Here is a 21,697-nt window from a genome sequence, read left to right as displayed (position 1 = left end):
AAAGACCACCGGCCAAGGTTCACCAGGATCGATGACCAGGCCTTTGATCCATTCGATTGGGACCTCTGCTTTCTGCTGGGAACACACTACGCGCCGAGGCTTTGGCAGCCCGTCCTTCAAGGTCATGCCGTCACTGGGGATATCATCGCGCCCATCCGCAAGCTCGGCGACGCAAAACACAAAGCAACCCGCCAGGATGCTGCTGACGTCGCTGAAGCACTTGTCAATATCCGAACCTACTTCATGCCGAAGCGGGCAAAGCAGAAGTTCTGACAAAGGGTGCTATTGCGAAACCGTCAACGCCGAAAGCGGTGGGCTGTTCGTCGCGCTCACGATTGAACACCTATTCGCGCGAACTGACAAAGCTACCTAGCCTCTGAGCTGTCTCGTGTGTGGTGCCTATCCGGCCGGGGTTCGAAGAGGCGTTTGTGAAGTTGACGATCAGCGGCTCGCTGGGCAGTGAAACACCTTATCTCACAAGAGCTTGAGAGATCAGTGCCTAGCCCGGACGAACTACGGCGCCATTCCGCCGGCCAATCCGGAAAAGCACAGCCGACCGCGACTCTATACGCAGCGGCGGAAGACCTGGGAGACAATGCAGTCGGTTATCGCGAAGATCGATACCTTCTTTACGGCCCACCAAAAGTATCCAGCGAACCTGAATGCATTGTCGGATGGGCCGTTCAAGGACGCTTGGGGCCGCGACTTCGTGTACAGGGTGCCGGGCCCGGAAACCGAATACGAACTCATCAACTCATCTCGCTGGGTGCCGACGGCGCAAGGGGCGGCACCGGCGCGAACGCCGAGATCTCCGCCGCGCCTCCGCGTCCTTGGTGGGAACGTGGTGGGAGTATACGCCAAGAAGCGGGATTGACATCGACGTCAAGACGATTGCACTGCAAGCATTCGCACCCGAGCGGCCGTTGCTCGCCTGCGGAAATCGCGGTGACGTCGTCATTGCGCTGCAGAATATGCTCAGGCACGTCGGGTTCGACGTGGTAATCGATGGAAAGTTCGAGCAGAGGACCGAGGACGCGGTGATCGAGTTCCAGCGCGACCACCACCTGGAACCAAACGGAAAGCCAACGGGCGGCCCTTCGGCCACCCGTTGTCGTCGTCGAGGTTCCACTTAGTTGCCCGGCTTGTTCTTGATCGCAGCATCGATCTGCCTCTTTACGGCCTCCAGGTTGAACGAGGCCGGGTCTTGCATCGGCGGGTAGTCGATTGCCGTGAGCGCAAGTTTGCCAACTTCCTGCTGAACACTGACAAAGCGCCAGAACTCACGAGCGTAGAAGTCGTTCATGTAGCCTCCACCAAGGTCATTGAGGTTTTGACTGCCAATCGACGGCGTCCGCTCGAAGGGGTCCTGACGAATATTGACCATCGTGGGCATGTCCGTTGTGACCTTCGCACCCGGCCAACCCTGCGGCTGCTGGAAGAACTGGTACTTGAAGTCATCGATGCGGACTGCCCCCAAAGCAGGGCCGCCGAAGTAGAAAAATTCATGCCGTGCAGATGGTGATTTGCCCAACAGCAAGTCCAACTGATTGTAGCCGTCGAGATGGTTCTTGTAGGTATTCTCGCCAAGTTCGACACCCTTGAGCAACTGGTCAGTTATCTCTGGGTTTCCAGCTGTCGCCACCAACGTCGGGAACCAATCCAGGGCTGAGAAGATGCCGTTCTCGACTGTTCCAGCCTTGACCTTGCCCGGCCATCGGATGATGGCCGGTGCGCGGAACCCGCCCTCCATCACAGTACCCTTGGTGCCCTTAAACGGCGTCATCCCGCCGTCAGGCCAAGTGAAGACTTCCGCTCCGTTGTCCGTGGTGAAAATGACGATGGTGTTGTCGGTCTCACCAGCATCCTCGACGCACTTCATGAGAGCGCCGACGCTGTCGTCAAGCTGCGCCATGCCGGCTTCTTCGAGGCCATAGTTGGTGCTGCTATTCATAAGGGCTTGATATTTGGGCGACAGAAAAGTCCAGACGTGCATGCGGGTCGTATTGTGCCAGACAAAGAACGGTTTGCCGCCGGTCTTGGCCTTGTCCATGAAGTCGCACGAAGCCTTGACCAGCACTTCGTCAAACGAGCCCATGTCGTATTTGGCCTTTGGCGTGATGTCGTGCATGTTGGGCACATTTGACATGTCGGGGTACGGTGCCAGTGGCCCTTCATCGACGATACGCTGCTTGCCGACCTTGCCCCAGCGCGGCAGCTCGGTGGCGTCGTCCGTCTCGGTTGCAAAGCTGTGTACCAGATTGCGCGGCCCGATTTTGTCTCGATAGGATTGGTCATCGGGGAATGAATACCAATAGGGATCGGACATCGCGTCCAGGTGATAGAGGTAGCCGAAGAATTCGTCGAAGCCATGTAGCGTCGGTAGATACTTGTTCAGATCGCCGAGATGGTTCTTGCCGAATTGCCCGGTGGCGTAGCCCTGTGTTTTTAGCGCAGCCGCTATCGTTGCCGCCTTGGCGGGCATCCCCACGTCCGCGCCCGCCTGCCCAACCGTGGTCAAACCGGTGCGCAGCGGAATTTCTCCGGTGATGAAGCTCGCCCGGCCTGCGGTGCAACTTGCTTCTGCATAATAGTCAGTGAACATCATGCCCTCGGCGGCTAGCTTGTCGAGGTTGGGCGTCTTCCCTGACATAATCCCCCGGTGATAGGCCCCGATGTTGAACCAGCCGACATCGTCACCCATGATGACGAGAATGTTGGGTTTGGAAGACTGTTGTTGTGCAACTGCTGACCCAGCGAGCGCGGTCGTCAACGCCGAAGCCAACATACCAAAGCAAAGGTTTCTCATGCTACTCATGATGCTTTCTCCGTTTTGGACTGCATTCAGGGCATAAAGGTGCCCCTCCTCATGTCTGCGGATACGATCTGACTACATGGCTGGAACGGACCTGGCATTCGAAGAGTGTAAGTGTAGCGCTCGACAGGGACTAGCGGCTCGTAGCGAGAAGACTTGGATAATATGCAAAATGCGGACGTTATGCCTTTCGACACTCCTTCGCCCGCGCAAAGCCTTGCTTTGGCCTGAATCCCTCCCGAGCGCTGGACATTACTACAGGTTTGGCATTCCTAATATTGCCCTAAAGGGCTATAGGGAACTCCGCCGATGACCGTTGTCGGCCACGCCCGAAGCGGCCATCGAACTCGCCACTTGCATCCGATAAAGCCAAGCCTCAATCTCAACCGAAAGTTAAGGCTCAAGCGACAAGCTCGCGCATGGGACGCTGACATCTGGTATCGGTCGCGTTCGGCCGTTCCACTTTTGCGCGTCGAGAGGCGATATGAAACTTCGGTTGATTGCAGTATTTCTGATTATCTTGCCAACCGTTTCGACCGCGCAAGAACACAAGCGTCGGTTTGCCAAATATCAATTCTTCTATTGCGCGGCCGTCCATATGAAGGTGGCCGAAACCTACAGGAAAACAGGTGATGCGGACGCCGAAGCCTTTCACACCTTAGAGGCGGGCTTCCTGTACGAAAAAGGAAAGAATGACCTCATTGAGATTGGAAAGTCTCCGGAGGACGCCGATAAGCGAGTACAAAAGCATAGGGATGGCATTGATAGCGAATTGCAGAGTACGCCAAACAGGATCCGAATTATGCTGTACCTCTGTAACTCATTCTTTCCACAGCGAGCGAACCGGCCCCGAAATCGGGCATAGCAATCGCTGCACGAGAGACCTTGCATACATAACTTCCTGGTTGCAGATGAAAGATTTTTTAGTCCTCCAGCCATCGCTCGGCTTCACGGGGTGCCACAGATGTCCCTCAGGTACCCTTTGACGATTGACCGCACTTCCTGAGGCTTCGCTCCCTGAAAATACGCCAGTGGAATGGCGACTTTACGTGACATCCAGAGGTTCCTGCGAACGAAAAGGTCGAATAGCTCCGGATCTGCCTCGCGGCGGACGGTCAAATACAGGACCTCCGTTTTGGCAACGGTCATTCCTTTTGCGGAGGAGATCGCGTGCCACGGAATTGGGAAGGCCTCACCTTCCGAGCTGATGACGCGGAGGGTTTGTCGGGATCGACTATCCACGCTCCGTACAAGAAAACCGCGACGATAACGAGAAACACCGGGAGGAGAAACGTGGCTGTCACAGGACCAATGTTACGGGTCGTGAAGTCACCATGAATGATGAACCCGCACATTATGCAAAGGGGAACAACGACACCTGCAGCGATCAAAAGCCTGGCGCGACTTGCAGGCTGAACTAGCGTCGGAAAGTCTTGCTGCGAATACGGCACTATCTCACACACCTTCCATGGCACAAGGCGCCAACGTGTCTCGGCTCTGGATGCATCTACAGCCGGCAGGGACTTCCCCCACAGGTATATTTCGTAGGCACTTCGACTGCTTTCGGCCCCTTGTCGAATCGAGAAACCGCGGTAGAGAACGGAAAAAACTCATCATCCCGTGGATAACGACGTATTACCTTTTTGACCTTTTTTCCGTCGGAAGTCATCAAAACCTCGGTTCCGGCGATGTGTCCTTGGTGGTGATAGGTCGCATAAAAGCGGCGACCAGTCCTCGTGTCTTTGCGCGTGCAGGAGGTAAATCTCTGCCAAGATGGAGACTCATTGTTGAAGCGGTCCCAGCCCGTTTCGCCCGCATATCGTTGGTAACCGTACGCACCGTAAATAATCACTGTTGTGTATTCAATGAGCGTACCATCTGGTCTCAAGTCGTGGATTGTCTCTCGATATTTCGAAGTTTCGCGCATGCTTTTATGTGCTGAATTCAGCTCTGCACATGTGTGATCAATCAGTTTGGGCTGATCTCTGCTCTCGTGATCAATTTCGTGCGGGATGCCTACCTCGGGCATTAAAACGGCAATTGAAATCGCAGCCAAGAAAGTCCGGATCAACTTACGCACCACGTAGACGCCCCCATACATTTCCCGCTTAGGTAGCCAACGCGTATATTGGCGTCAAGATTGAGCTGTGAGCGAACGAGCGGCAAGGCTGCTTTGGCCCCAAAGCCGGTCGGCTGGCGTGTAAGACGTCCTATGCAGAGGGCATGGTGAAAGGTCAAGCGTTTTACACCCACACTGTTATTATTCGACAATCTCCGATCGGACCCGCAGGTGGGCATCCCATTTACCACACTGCTATCACACGCTTTTTACACTCGTGGAAGATGTACAAAGAACGAGCGCTACCTGTTGGGAAGGGAGCGGTCAGCAGGTTCTGAGAAGTCCGGCGGGTTCAAAGGGCGATACGATGCTGTTATTTCCTACGTTCATCGTCTGCTTTTTGGGAATGACGGCTTCTGTTTTGACCGCCATCTCGACCGATCGTCGGCGAAAACGAAACCAGATAGGACCTCGCGCACTTCAAGCCAGGTTGGTGACGCCGATCGCCTTGTCGCTCGTCGGCTTTACTGGCCTAACAATTACACGGGTGCCGTCCCAGCCGGGCGTTGAAAACTTATCTGGAGTGCTATTGCTTATCACTATGGCCGTCTCTAGTGCCATCATCCCGTTCGCGCTCACTTGCTGGATAATTCTTATAGCATTTGCCAAGTGGACAAACGTGTTCGCGGCAATCGCCATTGTCCCGATGGGAGTGCTCATTGGTCGTGTCGTAGGGTTCCGTTGTGGGAGCCGAAGCAACGACCGCTAGTGGCGCAAAAGCCGCCAAAAACAGGTTGGACACTTCTTCAAAAATCATAGTGATTTCGTAAGAAGATCAGGAATCCAGCAAATTCCCAAGTGGTTGATTTATTTTGGTTTGCGCTTCCCGGAACTGGAAACACCTGACGTTGCAATGCAGGCGTTGCAAGATAGGATGTTCCTGCCATGGCTGGAACGCTTATAGCGCCACCTGCTTGCGCGCCCTCGGGAAAATCCGCAATATGCTGTCGACAGCGTCAATCGGCTCGACATGCGTGGAAGCACGAGCCAGAGAAAGATCACTTGGCCTGGGCAATCCGACCTTTGCCCGCGAGCCAGCGAGCTGAACCGAGACGAGCAAACCGAACAGATGTCAAAACGATCAGGCAGTGCTGACTTACCGCTTCATGGCGGACGGGTTCCTCCGTGGCTCAGCGATCGGATGACCAGGCTCGGCGCGCTTATCGCCGAGGCTATCGTCCATCATTATGGTCGCGACGAGTTCCTACGCCGCCTGTCTCATCCATTCTGGTTCCAGTCCTTCGGTTCGGTGATGGGAATGGACTGGCATTCCTCTGGCATCACCACCAGCGTGATCGGGGCACTCAAGCGAGGCCTGAAACCGCTGTCGGGCGAATTGGGCCTGCATGTCTGCGGCGGTCGAGGCGCCCAATCCCGCAAGACGCCGGAAGAGCTTGTCGATATCGGATATCGCGTTGGGATCGATGGTACTCGCCTTGCCGGCGTCAGCCGTTTAGTCGCCAAGGTGGACAGCGCTGCCGTTCAGGATGGATTTGATCTCTACCTGCACGGGTTCATCGTTGCCGATGACGGCAAATGGGTCGTCGTGCAGCAGGGGATGAACGACGAAAGGCGCCAAGCCAGGCGATATCATTGGCTCTCGGAGGGCCTGGAAAGTTTCCTCGATTCACCCCACCGTGCGATCGAGGGGCGTGGGCAGGGCAATATCATCAATCTTGCTGATCGTCGGGCATGTCGATCGCGGCTTGGTCAACTTGACATCCTCGCAACACTCGGACCCGACGGCATCGCCCGGGAGGCAAGCGCACTCGCCCAAAGCGCCGAGCGGGAAGCTGTCGTGGCCGATCAGCTGATCTTGCCGCATCTTGTCATGCCGGCACATCACGACGTGCGCGCTGGCGACATCGTCATGAAGCGCCTGCATGGAAGTCTCGCCGCTGCGGCCGATCGCGGCCCGAAAGACTATCAGGATCTGCTGCTCGTGCCGGGTGTTGGGGCACGCACGGTAAAGGCGCTGGCCATGGTGGCGGAGGTGGTGCATGGAGCGCCCTGCCGCTTCTCCGATCCTGCCAGGTTTTCGCTTGCCCACGGCGGCAAGGATCGTCATCCGTTTCCCGTGCCGCTGAAGGTATATGACGAAACCATCCGCGTGATGAAATCGGCGATCGCCAAAGGCAAGCTCGGGCGTGAAGAGGAACTGGCTGCTTTAAAACGCCTGGATATCCAGTCACGACAGATGGAGCAGTACGTCACCGGCCCCGACCTCAAGGAAATCATTGCCGGCGAGTTTCGCGATTCGGAACATTTCGGCGGACGCAGTGTCTTTGGGTGGGAGAGACGTTAGGGCGCCCCGGCCGAGGTTGGGGCTATCCCCGCCATGGCAAAGCCTGCAAGGACGTTCAAGCTCATTGGTGACAAGATAAGCGGCACAGGCTGGGCGGCAGGCTGGAATGCTAGCTAGGCACTCCGGGCGCGAAGTCTTCTCACGAGGTCCGCAATCGCATCAAGCCGTGTCCGGATCTTCTCTTGTCGCCGCGGCTGAAGGCCGTTCTTGAGATCGGCGAGAGCCTGGGCGCTCAGACGAGTTGTGGTCTGTGTCATCATCGGGTCAACGATCAGCGCGCCCTTCTGCTGATCCAGAACCGCCCAGTTGCCGTCGTCCTGCTGTTGAATGGTGTATCTGTCCAAGTTTCGATCCCCCTAAGACAAACATATCGCGATCGATGGATGATGAAAGGATCGGTGGTCAGTATTTTAAGCAAGACGGTAAATGAGCATCGTACCGGGTTTTGAGCCGCGCGCGGATAGCTTTTTGCGCGCGGGGTAACCGCAGAAACACGCTTTCGATTCCTCGATCGCCGCTATCGCTGCTCAACCCCAATGGTGCCAGTCGTGATCGGATCGGCGACGTCTCTACCAAAAGGGTTGATGGCAACAAGAGCCGTCAACACGGCAACTGCGGACCAGATTCGAAATAGCATGGAGGGAACCATCAAACACCCGTCAGTGCGGCCCAATAATCGCACATCCCTTATGCCTACAATCGGTCAAGAAACAGTGAACCCCGCAAGGGAGAGGAAAGCAATTTCGTGCGGCGACGCCGTCGCTTCACGGTTCTTCAAGCGAGCTCAGCGGCGTGGCAATATCGCAGGCTCGCTCCATCGACCCCCGCGCGCCATCAGCCGCGTCTCGACCGGTTGGCAGGACGGTATCAGACGCGGACGCCGGGAAACGCGCGTCAAAGCAGCGGGGCAGCAATTGTATGGATCATCAAACGCATCCTTTCGGGAACAGCTGCGTTAATCTTGGCGAGAAACGGGAATTGCCAGATGCCAAGACTGCCACCGTCCCAGAGGGTGTCAACCGCCACGGTCTTATTGATCGCGGCCGTGAGCGGCGCAATCCTTCTCGGCAGAACGCATCCCAATCCGGCTGGGGATCGAACGATCGATCCTTTAGAGCCAGGGCGCGGGAGAAATGCCGCGGTTCCAGAAGCCATACCGATCAAAGGATTGCGTGACGTCTTCTTTCGCCTGGTCAAAGAGGTGTCCGACGACCGTGTGACGCTGATCGCTGGAGGGGTGACATTCTATCTGTTGCTGGCCCTCTTCCCAGCGCTTGCGGCATTGGTCTCACTTTATGGTCTGATGGCCGATCCTGTCACAATGTCCGATCATCTGCGTGAACTTGCCGGCCTACTCCCGCCGGGCGCCTTTGACCTTATTGCCGATCAAATCAAAAACCTGGTCGAAACTCGCAACAGCACCCTCAGCGTGACCTTCATCGTCGGATTGAGCATTGCCCTTTGGAGCACTCACAGCGGCACACTGGCCGTGTTCGACGCGATGAATGTCGCCTACGAAGAGAAGGAAAAGCGCAGCTTGGTCAAACTGAATGCAATCGCCTTGTGCTTTACGCTCTGTGCAATGCTATGCGCGGCGATCATGATCGGGCTGGTCGCTGTGATGCCGGCGGTGCTTTCCTACCTCTGGCTCGATCAGTTCAAGGAACATATGGCCTTGTTGCTAAGGTGGCCAGTGCTTCTGTTGATCGTCGGTGCAATCGTGACCGCAGTCTACCGCTTCGGCCCAAGCCGGGAGCCGGCAAAATTCCGCTGGATGACCTGGGGTGCTGTGCTCGTGACGCTGTCATGGTTTGCCATGTCGGTCGGCTTCTCGTTCTACATGAACCACTTCGCCGACTACAGCGCCACTTACGGGACCCTCGGCACGCTTATCGCATTCCTCATCTGGACGTGGCTTTCGATCGTGATCCTGATCGTCGGCGGCGAACTGAATGCGGAGTTGGAACACCAGACCGCGAAAGACACCACGACCGGGCCCGAGCTGCCGATGGGATCGCGCGGTGCGTATGTCGCGGATTCGCTTGGCGAGACGGCCGACCGCCTGAAGTAGCCAAACGGCGAAGAAGCCCATGGAACCACCATCGCGAAGCGGCATTTCACTGAAACGAGATCACCTTCGAGAGCAGCCATGGCCACGGCCGCGTTCATCGTCAAAGGGGGAAAAGTCCGGGCCGACGCCGTCTGGGGAAGCGATAGCGGCGCGCCTGCAGAGCCTCGAAGATCCAAGAGGCAAAATGCCACGCGGCCAACAGAGGATGCGCCAGCCCACCTCCCGGACTTTATAGCGCCGCAGCTCTGCGAGACGCTGGAGCGTCCGCCCTCGGGAGCCGATTGGGTCCATGAAATCAAATTCGACGGCTACAGGGTCCAGATGCGCGTGTTTGATAACGAGGTCACGCTGAAGACACGGAAAGGATTGGATTGGACGGCAAAGTTCACCGAAATATCCGACGCCGCCTCTGCTCTTCCAAATGCCATTCTAGACGGCGAGATCTGTGCGCTTGATGAACATGGCGCACCGGATTTCGCCGCACTTCAGGCCGCGCTTTCCGAAAGCAAGACCGGAGATCTTGTTTTCTTCGCATTTGATCTGCTTTTCGACCGCAACGAAGACCTTCGTGGGCTGCCACTGAGCGACAGAAAGGATCGTCTCGCCACCCTCCTGAATAGCGCTCCGAGCAATCCCCGGATCCGTTTCGTGGAGCACTTCGAAACCGGAGGCGACGCGGTATTGAAGTCCGCCTGCAAGCTGTCGCTCGAAGGCATCGTTTCGAAACAGGCCGACGCACCGTATCAATCAGGGCGCACCCATACGTGGACCAAATCGAAATGTCGTGCCGGGCATGAGGTCGTTATCGGCGGCTATGCAAGGATCAACGGCGAGTTCAGATCGCTATTGGTCGGTGTTTATCGCAAAGACCATCTTGTCTATGTCGGTCGCGTGGGAACCGGGTTTGGAGCAAAGAAGCTCGAAGGGCTATTACCGGAGCTCCAGGCGTTGGAGACTGCCCGGTCGAGCTTTACCGGAGCCGGATCGCCAAGGACAGATCGCGATGTCGTGTGGGTCAAGCCCGAGCTTGTTGCCGAGATCGAGTTCACCGGATGGACGGCAGACGGTCTCGTGCGTCAGGCAGCCTTCAAGGCTCTGCGCAAAGACAAACCTGCGAGCGAAGTCGAAGCCGATCTGCCAGCCCCGGCCGCTGGTACGGCGACACCAGAGCCTGGGCCTGCCGCCAGACAGGGACGCGGGAAAAATGCCAAAGTCGAGGTGATGGGCGTTCTGATTTCCAGTCCCGACAAGCCGCTCTGGCCTGATGCCAACGACGGTGGGCCTGTGACCAAGGAGGACCTCGCTCGCTACTACGAGGCGGTCGGTCCGTGGCTCATCAGGCACATTGCCGGACGACCTTGCTCCATCATCCGTGCTCCCGATGGCATAAAGGGCGAGCAGTTCTTTCAGCGGCATGCAATGCAGGGCACCTCGAACCTCCTGGAGCTGGTCGAGGTATTCGGCGACAGGAAGCCCTATCTCCAGATTGATCGCCTGGAGGGATTGTCGGCGGTCGCCCAGATTGCCGCCGTCGAACTCCACCCGTGGAATTGCCAGCCGGGTAAGCCGGAAATCCCGGGACGATTGGTCTTCGACCTCGATCCGGGACCTGACGTAACGTTCTCGACTGTCGTTGCCGCCGCCCGGGAAATGAAGGACAGGCTCGAGGAACTGGGCCTGGTGAGCTTCTGCAAGACCACTGGAGGGAAGGGGCTGCATGTCGTCACACCGCTTGCCGCAAACAAGCGAAAGGCGCTCTCATGGGCGCAAGCAAAGGCCTTTGCCTATGACGTATGCCGCCAAATGGCGCGCGACAATCCGGAGCTCTATCTGGTGAAAATGACGAAGAGCCTGAGGACCGGTCGAATTTTCCTCGACTACCTGCGCAACGATCGCATGTCCACCGCGGTTGCTCCCTTGTCGCCACGAGCCAGGGCCGGTGCCACGGTATCGATGCCGCTCACCTGGACACAGGTGAAGGCCGATCTCGATCCGAGACGCTTCACCGTTCGAACGGCACCGCGCCTGCTGACGAAGACATCAGCATGGGAGGATTACTGCGATTGCGAGCGGCCGCTGGAGCAAGCCATAAAACGGCTCGGCAAAGCCCGGAATTTGGCGTGAGGCCGGTTGATGTTCGACGGGTTCGTTTTGGAAAGGATTCAAATCAGTAGGGGTACTCTTCGCGTTCGCCGAGGCGGGTCAGGACCGCCGATCCTCCTCCTCCACGGCCATCCAAGGACACACATGACCTGGAACAAGGTGGCTGAGCGCCTGTCGCCCGACTTTACCGTGGTTTGCCCCGACCTGCCTGGCTTCGGCCAATCATTCATCCCTGCCGACAGCCTCGATAGTCGACATTCTTCAAAGCGGTCGAAGGCGCATGCCCTTGTCGAAATGATGCGGGTTCTTGGTCACGATAGTTTTCACGTGGTTGGACACGACAGGGGAAGCCTCACTGCCTTTCGCATGGCGATGGATCATCCGGCCACCGTGCGGAGTTTGGTCACCATCGATGGTCTGCCGGTCCTGGAGCATCTCGAACGGGCCGACTGGAAGTTTGCCAACGCATGGTATCATTGGTTCTTTTTCGCGCAGCCGGAGAAACCGGAGCGCGCGATCACGGCCAATCCGACGGCATGGTATGACAAACTGAGCCCGGAGCTGATGGGCGCGGAAGCCTATGACGATCTGCTTGATTGCATCCATTACCCGGCCGTCATCCATGGGATGATCGAAGACTATCGCGCCGGGTTGCGCATTGATCATATTCACGATCGCGAAGACCGCAAAGCCGGCCGCCGGATCCGTGTTCCGATGCTTTGCTTGTGGTCGCTGAGAGACGATCTTGAAGAAATCTATGGCGATCCGGTCGCTATCTGGCGCGACTGGGCCGACGACGTGGCCGGCTTTGGAATAGACAGCGGTCATCATGTCGCGGAAGAAAATCCGGCTGCGTTGGCAGCGGCGATCAAAAACTTCCTTGAGATTGCGGCGCCTCGATGACGTCGTCGCTCCGCATAAAAATCGCGATCACCGCGCTAAATTATGCGTCATCGTCAGCGAGTTTGTCGGCCATATTAGCCTCGTTCATGGCGGCTTGGCGGTCTCGCAGAAACGCTGCGATATCGCCGCCGCAAAGTTCGTTCAGGTCGCTGGCGTCGTAACCGTCCGCCTCGGCCTGTGCCCGCAGCAAATCGGCGTGCTTTTCGAACATTGACGTGTCGTTTTCGTAGCCGGCTTGACCAAGTTCCTCGAGTTTGTCGTCAAGCCAGTCGTGAAGCAGTTTCATAAGCGTTCCTCCGTTCGTGTTGCCGTGAAAACGCGCGATCCGCTCCAAGGTTTCCGCAAGGCATTAGCGACTTTATCCGGCATCCCGACTGTCAGAGAAACGCCGGACAGCGTTGGCCGGTTGCTCTCGTCAACGCGAAACGCGTTCGCCGCCTCCCTCTCCTGCATTGCGGTTGATCGGGCGCATGGCGTCGACACCCCTTTCCCTGTCTATCCACCGCATGACCGGTGTCACGGCAACGCCGTGCACCACCACCGAAATCAGAATGATCAGGAAGACCGTGGCCCAGATGACGTCAACGCGCTCGAACGGAGCCTGCCCGGAGGCATAGGCGAGATAGTAGATCGAACCGAGACCGCGGATTCCGAAGATCGAAACGATCAGCTTCTCCGCCGATCGGTGCCCGCTGCCAATCAGGCTGACCCATCCCGCGAGCGGACGAACCACGATCAACGTCAAAGCAGCGACGATTGCGACACGCCAGTCGACCAGCGACAGCAGCGATCCTTCAGCAAGCGTAGAACCGAAGCAGACCAGTAGCAACATCATCAGCAGGCGTTCGATCTGTTCACCGAAATCGTGAAGTTCGCCATGGTAGCTGCTGTGTCTTTCGACGTTGCGAAGCGTGAGCGCCGCCACGAAAACCGCGACGAAGCCATACCCATGAATAAGTTCGGTTGCACTATACGAAAGACACGTGAACCCCAGCGCGGCCAATCCGTCACCTGTCCTGGCGATCCGCCCCGCCTTCGGCACTTTGAAGGTCAGGTAGCCGAGAACCTGCCCGGAAAGCCACCCCATGGCCACGCCCGCCGTCAATTTCCAGAAAACATCCACGGCGAGCCAGTGGGAAAGCCAACCGGCACCCGGTCCCGCCTGTGAGGCGATCGCGATAGCGGCCATGACGAACGGAAAGCTCAGGCCATCGTTCAAACCTGCCTCGGAGGTCAAAGCGAATCTGATGTCATCTTCCTCGCCTGTCTGGGGCGGCCCCACCTGAACATCTGCCGCCAGAACCGGATCGGTTGGAGCAAGTGCTGCCCCAAGAAGCAGCGCGGAGGCCACGCCCAAACCGAGCACGCTCCAACCAAGAAACGCGATCAAAGCGATGGAAAGTGGCATGGCTATGCCAAGAAGCCGCCACGTGATCGTCCAGCTTCGCCAACCAGGCGGTCTGTCGATTTTCAATCCCGCACCCATCAAGGCAACGATGACGACGAATTCGGTCAGGCGTTCGGCCAGCACGATGTTTTCAAGCGGGTTCGATTGTGGAAGGGGCGTAAACGGCGACCACGAAAGAACGACACCGATTGCGATACAACAGATGGGTAGGGACAGTGGCAGTCGGCGTAACGCAAGCGGAAGCCAGGCCGTCAGGAGTATGATCACACCAAGGATGAAGAGCGTCGCGACATAGGAATTCATAGCCCGCGCCTATTTCTGACGCGGTTGTTTGAGATTGCTGCCTGCCGTCACTTGCTTGCCTTGTCGCCTTGCCACGACGGCATCATAGAGGGTTTGCGCCGCGTTACGGACTTCCTCCTGCATCGCCTGATCCTTCTCGTACGACACGTGATTGGTTGCGTATGCTTCCCAGTAGCCGATGTAGCGCTCGACCTCGGCCAGCGGACCTGCAGGAACCAGATCCATGGATTTCAGCCAATCGGAAACGCTTCGCCGAACGTTCTCGGCACCTTCCGTATCGCCGTGAACCACGACGGAGAACAGCCGGTCTTTCAGGTGACGGGGATAGTCCCAGCCCTGCATCTCAAGTTCCTTGGCCTCTTTCGCATCCTTGCCGTGGGTGCTGGTCGGATCCGGATTGCCGCCATCGGCGCATACGAGGCGATCGATCATCAGCTTTAGTGGCGACGATGTCTGGTACCAGTTGACTGGCGTTACGATCAGGATGCCGTGCGCGGCGACCCACATCGGATAGATGTCGTTCATCCAGTCATGGATCTGCCCGAGCGAGTAATTGGGATAACAGGAACACGGCCAATGACAGAGCGCGGCGGACGTCGAAAAACAGGCCTTGCAGGGGTGGATCTGACGACCGTACTCGGAGGCCACACGGCTTAAGTCGAGCAGCTCGACTTCAACCTGAGGGTCCTGGCTCAGAGCATTTCTTGCCAGCTCCACCATCCGATAGCTCTTGGAGACCTCACCCGGGCAGGTATGCTCGCTGCGCGAGGAGCCATTGATGAGAAGGAAGCGGGCCGGTCCATCCGGATCGTCATGGCGTTGTTGCGCAACGCGTATCGCCTCACGCGCAGCCAGCCAGTCTATGGCGAGCTCATAATCGGGGTCGGCGAATTCGGCACCTGCCTTGCGCGTCCTTGGGCTTTTGCGGGAATGATCGTAGGCATCCCACGCGGCGGCGGCGACTTTGGAAAGCTCCGCTTCAAGCGGCCCGTATGCCGGATCCTGGAACTGATTGAGGAACCGGCGCTTGAACTCACTTTCATCAATGCGTGGGCTCGGGCTGCCCTTGCGCGGTTCGAGATCGGCCTTCTGCGAAGCGTCGGCGGCTGACATGGGAACTCCATCATCGGATCACTCCAATAACGTATCGGCCTGTTCAGCGTTCCGCAGTGCTTGAGCCAACAGAAGACAATGACGCATGGTTGCCGTTTGTGATGGCGCAGACGAGGCGGACATGCCCGTCCTGCCCGACGACATGACCGAGAGGGAGAAGGTCGGATAGCCAAAAAAATACCCCGCTGGTTGGCGGGGCGATTGGGGTCAATAGAGCGCTACCACTCGGTAACAGGCAAAGAGTAACGACCGCTGCTTCCTCGTGCAAGCTTTTTTTAGACCGTTCTGATAAGCCATTTTGAGGGCCGAGGCGTCGCATTGAAAGCCTCTCTTTTCCACTGATGAGCCACCCCGTCCACGCGCCGAAAGCCAACCTGACCCGCCTCAGCCACGCCTTCCTCTCAGGTTCCTTTGATCGCCCGATGACCAGCGCAGAGCGCGCTTGCGCGCCAGGGCGCGCGGACCGTGGATCGTCGATGGAACACTCAAACGCACAGCATTCCTGACAGCATTCCTGGCAGAGAGAGTAGCCGCCAGACTGGAATAGCATCCATTCCCGCGATTCAATGCCACCGGCACGTACTTGCGCTGCCATCCACTCTTAGGATCCAGCGGCGCAGCGGGGCGTGGGCGAGGGCGGTTGGAGCCAACCACATTGAAGACATTGACGCCGGCACGAATATTGCAGGCTTTTCGATGTCTCCTTCGTCGGTGTCCACTGTCCTAGGACGTTGGTTGCAGGTTGTTCGCTGCAGCTAGGTGAGGCGGGCAGCGTGGTCAAGCGCGTCGATGCGTCATAGATATCCACCGAAAGCCAATAGAAGCGCGCCGAGAGCGATGATCACTAGGCCCGGCCAGTTCTTTGATAGCCCGAGAAAGCGCAATCCCTGATGCTGCGGTTCGAGCGTCTGGCTACCTTGCACCAATTGGTGTGGTTCACTCAATCGCCTGCTGAGTGCTTGTCGGAAGAGGTAAAGAAACCCGCCGATCACGAGAACGGCGCCGATCAGGATGGCCCACATGGTCGCCTCGATGTTTTTAGCGATACCAGGGGGAAAACGAGGCCGAGGGGTCATTGTTCCGGAGGCCCGGAAGTAAGGTTCCATCGAAAATTCCGTGGCGGAGGAACCCGGTCGAGCGGGAAGCGAGGAGGACTTCGACAGGCAGGGACCCTGAGAGCTGCAGCCCCCTGGTTACGTCTCAGACGATCTGGAGCAGGGTTTGCGGAAGCAGTGGAATGCTTTTGACGTCCCTGGTTTCGCTTCTATCGACGTCGCCACGATGCTGATCGAAACCTTCGTGCTCTACGCGCGTGAACGTCCGCCATTGCGCGGTGCAACAGCAATTCGCCAGCACGCCTGCAGGCTAATGCGCTTGAAGGCAGCACCGGCTGCTCCAATTAACGTAGACAGGTGATATCACGGAGAGCGCCATGCCGCCTCGCAAACGAACCGCAACCGCGCCTGCGGTTACCGAAGGTACCAAGATCGGCGAACCCGTCCCGAAGGCGATCGTCGACACCAACACCGGCTCAGTCGGCATCCCGCCGCAGCCGGACTATGATCCTCGCGAAGAAATCCGCGCCCTGCGCAAGCAGATGGAAACGTTGCGGCGCGAAATTTCCGCCGCCGCGCGATCGGTAAAGGGTGGCGCAATGCAGGCCGCACGGCAGACCGAGGCAACGGTTAAGCTCTATCCTGTTTCGTCACTCCTGGTGGTCGCGGCCGTCGCCGGGGCGTTTGCCTTTGCTATCGCTGGACTCCGCTCATCCCCGCCTCGCTCGCGTTACGACCGGGCGCTCGACGAAATGCGCGATCTGTACGACCGTATCCGCGACCGTCTTTAGCTGGATTACGGTTGCGAGTAGATCGATTCTCCGACACGCCTGCGTCTCGCAAGCGAGGGGAAACGCATGCTCGACGTCATTATACCAACAGCCTGGACATCGTGGCCCGGACGGAACGCTTAATCGAAAAGGCGAAAAGGCTGATCGCAACTGGACGTCTCGACGAAGTCGAGGCATATCGAATTCATACGGAGCTCGAGCGCCTTACGGACGTCGTCTTCATCATGGACGATGCAGCGCGGCTGCTGCGCCGGACGTTCGAGCTACGTCCGGAGATGGCTCACCGGTACACGGTTCACGCGACCCTGCAGTAGGGCCGCGACGCCCAGAGACGAAGCCGGCGTCGGTGGAGCGGACTGCTCCCGTTCCAAGGCCGCCGCTGTCTGCTTAACCGGGGAGGCGGCTATTTCTATTTCTAAGGCTGGAACCTGTCATCACTCGTGGTTAGGGCACCGCACCATTCCGATAGCGTCCCTCTCGCCGTAAAGTTGATTTTTCGCACACATTGAGCCATTCTAGGTGTCGAGCCGTCGAAGCGGAGGACATCGACTATGCAATATGCGGTAGTTCGTGAGTCTGAAATCTGTATGATTGCTAGAAGCTTGGCCCAGGCAGAAATAGAGCGAGATTACTTTTCGGCGCGATACGGAAAGACCGTTGCCATCGTTGCAATCGACGATGACATCGGCGCATGCGCCCGGTTGCACCGCCAGTTATCGATACGAAATCCCCGCGATGAAATATAGTCTGTGCAATACTGCTGCTCCCGGTACGCGTCGGGGCAGGGCGTGTAACCGGCAATATCAAAGGGTTATTCGGATCGGCTCGTGCACTAGGAGAACGGCGTGTCGCGACCTGGATTCTTCTTGCAATTATGGCGATGACTTACATGGTCATCATAATAATTAGCTAGGTGGACTGATTGTGCGGCTCGCAAGCGTGGCCGGATGTACTGAATAGCCGAACTTAAATGAAGAGTACGAGTGTGATCCACAAACTTTTGTAGGGCGACATGACATACTTGGAAGAGCTGGTGCGCGGTAAGCGCTATTTGAACCGCTGGTTAAGATATCGGTTGGCTGCTCCGCGCGTTCCCGACTTGAGACGACTTCTTCACGGAAGAAACGTCGTTGTCGTAGGTTCCGCGCCCTTCTCCACGAAGGTTTGCGGCTGGGACGATTCATTTCGGGTATTGACGATAAACGCCTCGCAGGTCGCTGCTGAGGGTTGGTTGACCCGGCCGCCCGACGTGACACTGATGCAATTCAATCAAATTGAAGGACCCAATGCCGCCGCTGTCGAGGTTCGCAGAGTACTTCAACATGCGAAAACTGGTCTGCTTTGCGTCCTCAATTGGCGACACGAGCTCGACCGGCTCCTGAGAGGGCTTGACGCATTCGACTACCGTTACGACGACTTGATGCTGATAAGCCGTCATGAGCGCATTGCCCTGATGCATCGGATGACAGGAAGGTTGAATTTGGAGTTGGAAGGAGAGGGCAAGTGGTCGAATGGCATCGTCGGGGCAGCTCTGGCAATCAATAGCGGGGCGGCGAATGTCATTCTCACTGGGATCGATCCACTCTCCAAAGGTCACAAATACAATTCGCTGAATCTTTCTCGCATGCACAGGGAAACCGATCTTCTAGCGCTACAGATATTCGCCGAGCAGAGGTTGCCGGTCTTTACTGCCGACCCGCACGTCGCTCAGTCCACGAACCTGGCGCTTTGGCCTCTCAAGCACGCGGTGGGATTGAACGGCCACGCAGTCTGACCAGTCGAGCCGGTGCGCCGACATAGATGCCACCCGGAACCGTCTTTCCCTTGATCACGCTATTGGCTCCAATGACGCAACCACGACTGATATGAGCTCCCGCCAAAATTTTCGCGCCAGCGCCGATCCAAACATCGTCCTCAATCACGATCTGCGCTTTGCGTAACGGCTGGTCTTTGATGGGGGCGGCCGGATCATCGAAACCATGCTCGAAGGAAACAATTGCGGTTTGCGCTGCGATCCGTACGCCGTTGCCGATGCGAATGCCCCCGTGGCCGAGCAGTACCGCAAAGTCGTTGAGCGAAACATTGTTTCCGATCTCGACGCGTCCGCTTTGGGCGTCGATCACGACGCCGTAGCGCATCGATACGCGATCGCCGATCGCAATCGTTCCTTTCCGCCACCGGAAACGCGGCCAATACAGCATTTTGGGCTTAGCCCCAATCGTGAGGCTCCCTCCGGAGAAAAACGAGAAAAATTTGACAAGCGCGCCAAGGTTCACTGCTTACACCGGGGTGAAGCTCGGATCGATCGCGAGCGCTTTATCTAGCCACTGCTGCGCATACTCGACATCCTGCCAATTGCTGAACCAAGGACCTCCGTTGGTGTAGTGGACACCCTTCGGGTAGCCCGTCGACGGTTTTGAGCTCCAGCCCTCCAGCCAGTTCCACTCTTCCGGAATTTCTCCGATCTCGCGGTCATCGGCCCATTGAAGACGGTGAAGAAAGGCACCGGTTTCGGCATTGATGAGTTGCGGGGTCAGTTTGCGGGTGGAGGGATGGGCGCAATTGAAGAGCATGAACGACGACCAGTTCTTCCGCGGATAACTTGTCTGGATCTTTCCGTCCATTTTTACGCCTTCTTTTGGCGTGTAGTCATGATGGACGCATGCAACGGCGTGGTCTTCATTGCGATACTGCAGCAAGTCGGCAACGTCTCCAAAGAACAGAAAATCGCAATCGCAGAAAAGTGCCCAGCCGCTATAGTCGGCAAGCCATGGAGTGAAAAAGCGGGAATAGGTAAATTCTGTGGACGCGAGCGGATCGACAGGCCGCGTGTAGACGCCGCGTTCAACAAGCTCCTGCAACTTGATTGGGAAGACATCGACTTCGATCGACGCATGTTCGAGCAGCGATGCTTTCGCAACTTCGTAGGCGATATCTTCGCGTGAATCCCACCCGATGTAGACCGAAAGTTCAGCCACAAGCCTTCTCCCTGGAGCTTCGCCGCGCTGAAGGTGGACGACGAACGGTTGCAAAGTCAAGGCCCAGGTCGGTTGTCGCGGAAGATGTAGGACGGCAAGCCGCAGCACGCGTCCCTGTAAGGGCATGCGCGAGTGCAGGATAATGCGGCTGTTTATGAATTGGAGGAAGCGAAGTGCATCGCGGCCGCGATGCCCATGAGGCGAGGATCGCGTGCTTTTCCTGCGTCGACATCCCGGGTGCCGCAAACACGTCATCGGGTCCGGCGAACTTCGATGGGGCGAAGGATATGCAATTGCCGAGATGGCCTCGATCGCGTCGTGGGACAAGGCTAATGTGATGCCGGACAGAGCGCTAGCAATTTTTTTTGAAGGCGCTCTTGAATCTGAAAAAAACGCAAACCAAATCGATGTTTGCCGGCAGCCCAATAGGGGGCCGGAAAGCCGGGGACGCAGGTTTCCGACGCGTCTCCTTTCCATCTCGCTTTACGGAGGATTTGGTTATGAGAAACGAATTTGACTTCGCACCGCTGTATCGGTCCAGCATCGGCTTCGACCGTGTCTTCAATCTCCTCAACAACGCCCAGCGCCTGCAGGCCGTCGACGCCTGGCCGCCCTACGATATCGTCAAGACGAGCGAGGACGCCTACCGCATCCAGATGGCGGTGGCCGGTTTTGCCGGTGCGGACCTCGACATCACGCAGGAGCGCAACGTCCTCATCGTGACGGGACAGAAGTCCGAGGAGAAAGACGTGGACTACCTGCACCGCGGCATTGCCGGGCGCGCCTTCGAACGGCGCTTCGAGCTGGCCGACCATGTCAGGGTCGAGACTGCCTCGCTGACGAATGGTCTTCTGAGCATCGATCTGAAGCGCGAAATCCCCGAAGCAATGAAGCCGCGTAAGATCGCGATCGGCGACGGCAGTCAGCCGCAGACAACGCAGCTTCAGATCGACGCTGATAAACAACAGGTCGCCTAAACAACTGGACGCGCCGCTCGATCACGGCGGCATCGCTCAATAGGGTACCTCAAAATGAAGACGGTCGACGTTCAAGAGCCGACCTTCTTCGATGCTCAGGACCTCGCCGCCTGCCAGTCCGTTTTCGACGAACTGCTGAAGGAGATCGGGTTGGCCAAGGAGTCGGAAGAGGCCGGACGCATCGCTGCCATCGTGATCGATCTCTACCAGCAGGGCGTGCGTGATCGCTCGCACCTCAAGGTCATGGTCGAGAACGCGCGAAGCCTGTTCGGAAGCTACAACCCGATGACGGCGGCAACAAAATAGTGTCGCCGGTCGCCCGCTTCATCGGGCGACCGTGTCCTTGTGGCTTTCTGAAAGGGATGCTGCCATCGCAGGCGACATCCCTTCAGGGCGACGTTAGGCATGGGGTGCGTCTGAAGCCTTTGCCTATAGACAGGTGTGAAGTTCTTATCTGTTTAGCGCGATCAGGTGCGCGTGTCGGTCGGGCCAAAACCCTGCGCATTTTGCTTCTGGTCTATGATGCGGCGCTGTCTCGCGCTTCCGGCAGGCACGGGACCACGCCTTATTTCCAGATTCCGGTGCTCGCCCACATGCAAGCGGTTCAGCCCGACGCGAGAACTCCCAGCACACAGCTAAGAGGGGAAGCTCCAGGGCCTCACGAACCGCGGGAGGCAAAACGCACACAGCCGTTACCTCAAGGCAGACACGCCGCGGCCGCCGCTCGTTGGTGTTCGCGCTGCACCTCTCATATGCCCG

At 57.6% G+C, this 21,697-nt stretch carries 22 protein-coding genes and 1 pseudogene; 12 read left to right on the top strand and 11 right to left on the bottom strand.

The window, feature by feature from the left end; translation table 11 throughout:
- Positions 1-273: pseudogene (locus BSG20_RS18065) on the top strand (UPF0149 family protein); the annotation flags it as partial.
- 476 nt (positions 274-749) lie between these two features.
- On the opposite strand, the gene BSG20_RS37540 reads toward BSG20_RS18065, so the two are convergent.
- Complete coding sequence (locus BSG20_RS37540; RefSeq protein WP_244541352.1) at positions 750-1,061, bottom strand: hypothetical protein; 312 nt, start codon at positions 1,059-1,061, stop codon at positions 750-752.
- On the opposite strand from BSG20_RS37540, the gene BSG20_RS38860 reads away from it, so the two are divergent.
- A complete protein-coding gene (locus tag BSG20_RS38860; protein ID WP_368681547.1) occupies positions 996-1,133 on the top strand; it encodes a peptidoglycan-binding domain-containing protein in 138 nt (45 codons plus the stop codon). The genes BSG20_RS37540 and BSG20_RS38860 overlap by 66 nt on opposite strands.
- Here BSG20_RS38860 and BSG20_RS18055 read toward each other — a convergent pair.
- Positions 1,130-2,815: an arylsulfatase gene (locus BSG20_RS18055; RefSeq protein ID WP_072377307.1), complete on the bottom strand. Its 1,686-nt coding sequence runs from the start codon at positions 2,813-2,815 to the stop codon at positions 1,130-1,132. The genes BSG20_RS38860 and BSG20_RS18055 overlap by 4 nt on opposite strands.
- A gap of 481 nt (positions 2,816-3,296) precedes the next feature.
- Between BSG20_RS18055 and BSG20_RS18050 the strand changes: the two genes are divergently transcribed.
- A complete protein-coding gene (locus BSG20_RS18050) occupies positions 3,297-3,677 on the top strand; it encodes a hypothetical protein (RefSeq protein ID WP_072377309.1) in 381 nt (126 codons plus the stop codon).
- Positions 3,678-4,319: 642 nt separating this feature from the next.
- On the opposite strand, the gene BSG20_RS35660 is transcribed toward BSG20_RS18050, so the two are convergent.
- Both BSG20_RS35660 and BSG20_RS37010 read right to left on the bottom strand, forming a co-directional pair.
- Positions 4,320-4,892, bottom strand: coding sequence for a hypothetical protein (locus tag BSG20_RS35660; protein ID WP_143147502.1), 573 nt, complete (start codon positions 4,890-4,892; stop codon positions 4,320-4,322).
- Between the two features lie 459 nt (positions 4,893-5,351).
- Positions 5,352-5,591, bottom strand: coding sequence for a hypothetical protein (locus tag BSG20_RS37010; RefSeq protein WP_072377314.1), 240 nt, complete (start codon positions 5,589-5,591; stop codon positions 5,352-5,354).
- Between the two features lie 409 nt (positions 5,592-6,000).
- Between BSG20_RS37010 and BSG20_RS18035 the strand changes: the two genes are divergently transcribed.
- Complete coding sequence (locus tag BSG20_RS18035) at positions 6,001-7,236, top strand: DUF763 domain-containing protein (protein WP_072377316.1); 1,236 nt, start codon at positions 6,001-6,003, stop codon at positions 7,234-7,236.
- Between the two features lie 113 nt (positions 7,237-7,349).
- Here BSG20_RS18035 and BSG20_RS18030 read toward each other — a convergent pair whose 3' ends face one another.
- Positions 7,350-7,580 carry a hypothetical protein gene (locus BSG20_RS18030; protein ID WP_072377318.1) on the bottom strand — a complete coding sequence of 77 codons (231 nt, stop codon included), beginning with the start codon at positions 7,578-7,580 and terminating at the stop codon, positions 7,350-7,352.
- A gap of 641 nt (positions 7,581-8,221) precedes the next feature.
- Here BSG20_RS18030 and BSG20_RS18025 point away from each other — a divergent pair.
- Genes BSG20_RS18025 through BSG20_RS18015 form a run of 3 tightly spaced genes read left to right on the top strand, consistent with a single transcriptional unit; the run spans position 8,222 to position 12,313 of the window.
- Complete coding sequence (locus BSG20_RS18025; protein ID WP_072377320.1) at positions 8,222-9,307, top strand: YihY/virulence factor BrkB family protein; 1,086 nt, start codon at positions 8,222-8,224, stop codon at positions 9,305-9,307.
- Positions 9,308-9,337: 30 nt separating this feature from the next.
- The gene (ligD, locus tag BSG20_RS18020) at positions 9,338-11,431 is read left to right on the top strand and encodes a DNA ligase D (protein ID WP_280142196.1); all 2,094 of its coding nucleotides are present in this window, start codon (positions 9,338-9,340) and stop codon (positions 11,429-11,431) included.
- Positions 11,432-11,440: 9 nt separating this feature from the next.
- Positions 11,441-12,313 (top strand): alpha/beta fold hydrolase, encoded by an 873-nt coding sequence (locus BSG20_RS18015; protein ID WP_072377322.1) that lies wholly within the window; start codon positions 11,441-11,443, stop codon positions 12,311-12,313.
- A gap of 40 nt (positions 12,314-12,353) precedes the next feature.
- Here the strand turns inward: BSG20_RS18015 and BSG20_RS18010 are convergent, their stop codons facing one another.
- The 4 genes from BSG20_RS18010 to BSG20_RS17995 form a co-directional block, all read right to left on the bottom strand.
- Positions 12,354-12,599: a hypothetical protein gene (locus BSG20_RS18010; RefSeq protein WP_072377324.1), complete on the bottom strand. Its 246-nt coding sequence runs from the start codon at positions 12,597-12,599 to the stop codon at positions 12,354-12,356.
- Positions 12,600-12,728: 129 nt separating this feature from the next.
- The gene (locus tag BSG20_RS18005; RefSeq protein WP_072377326.1) at positions 12,729-14,024 is read right to left on the bottom strand and encodes a cation:proton antiporter; all 1,296 of its coding nucleotides are present in this window, start codon (positions 14,022-14,024) and stop codon (positions 12,729-12,731) included.
- Between the two features lie 9 nt (positions 14,025-14,033).
- Complete coding sequence (locus tag BSG20_RS18000) at positions 14,034-15,137, bottom strand: flavodoxin family protein (protein WP_072377328.1); 1,104 nt, start codon at positions 15,135-15,137, stop codon at positions 14,034-14,036.
- A 794-nt stretch (positions 15,138-15,931) separates the two neighbouring features.
- Positions 15,932-16,159 (bottom strand): hypothetical protein, encoded by a 228-nt coding sequence (locus tag BSG20_RS17995; protein ID WP_072377526.1) that lies wholly within the window; start codon positions 16,157-16,159, stop codon positions 15,932-15,934.
- A gap of 410 nt (positions 16,160-16,569) precedes the next feature.
- Here BSG20_RS17995 and BSG20_RS17990 point away from each other — a divergent pair, with 410 nt between their 5' ends.
- From BSG20_RS17990 to BSG20_RS17980, 3 genes are all read left to right on the top strand, one after another.
- Positions 16,570-16,983: a hypothetical protein gene (locus BSG20_RS17990; RefSeq protein WP_072377330.1), complete on the top strand. Its 414-nt coding sequence runs from the start codon at positions 16,570-16,572 to the stop codon at positions 16,981-16,983.
- Positions 16,984-17,084: 101 nt separating this feature from the next.
- Positions 17,085-17,297 carry a hypothetical protein gene (locus tag BSG20_RS17985; RefSeq protein WP_244541353.1) on the top strand — a complete coding sequence of 71 codons (213 nt, stop codon included), beginning with the start codon at positions 17,085-17,087 and terminating at the stop codon, positions 17,295-17,297.
- A 944-nt stretch (positions 17,298-18,241) separates the two neighbouring features.
- Positions 18,242-18,757 carry a membrane-anchored protein gene (locus BSG20_RS17980; RefSeq protein ID WP_244541354.1) on the top strand — a complete coding sequence of 172 codons (516 nt, stop codon included), beginning with the start codon at positions 18,242-18,244 and terminating at the stop codon, positions 18,755-18,757.
- Here the strand turns inward: BSG20_RS17980 and BSG20_RS17975 are convergent.
- Both BSG20_RS17975 and BSG20_RS17970 read right to left on the bottom strand, forming a co-directional pair.
- Positions 18,720-19,184: an acyltransferase gene (locus tag BSG20_RS17975; RefSeq protein ID WP_083539941.1), complete on the bottom strand. Its 465-nt coding sequence runs from the start codon at positions 19,182-19,184 to the stop codon at positions 18,720-18,722. The genes BSG20_RS17980 and BSG20_RS17975 overlap by 38 nt on opposite strands.
- Positions 19,185-19,262: 78 nt before the next feature.
- Positions 19,263-19,961: a glycosyltransferase gene (locus BSG20_RS17970; RefSeq protein WP_072377336.1), complete on the bottom strand. Its 699-nt coding sequence runs from the start codon at positions 19,959-19,961 to the stop codon at positions 19,263-19,265.
- Between the two features lie 500 nt (positions 19,962-20,461).
- Between BSG20_RS17970 and BSG20_RS17965 the strand changes: the two genes are divergently transcribed.
- Positions 20,462-20,938 (top strand): Hsp20 family protein, encoded by a 477-nt coding sequence (locus tag BSG20_RS17965; RefSeq protein WP_072377338.1) that lies wholly within the window; start codon positions 20,462-20,464, stop codon positions 20,936-20,938.
- Between the two features lie 54 nt (positions 20,939-20,992).
- Positions 20,993-21,244 carry a hypothetical protein gene (locus tag BSG20_RS17960; RefSeq protein WP_072377340.1) on the top strand — a complete coding sequence of 84 codons (252 nt, stop codon included), beginning with the start codon at positions 20,993-20,995 and terminating at the stop codon, positions 21,242-21,244.
- Positions 21,245-21,697: the final 453 nt, after the last annotated feature.

This window comes from Rhizobium tibeticum (assembly GCF_900110205.1).
Taxonomy (GTDB): Bacteria; Pseudomonadota; Alphaproteobacteria; order Rhizobiales; family Rhizobiaceae; genus Rhizobium; species Rhizobium tibeticum.
This window is presented reverse-complemented; position numbering and strand designations above follow the sequence as displayed.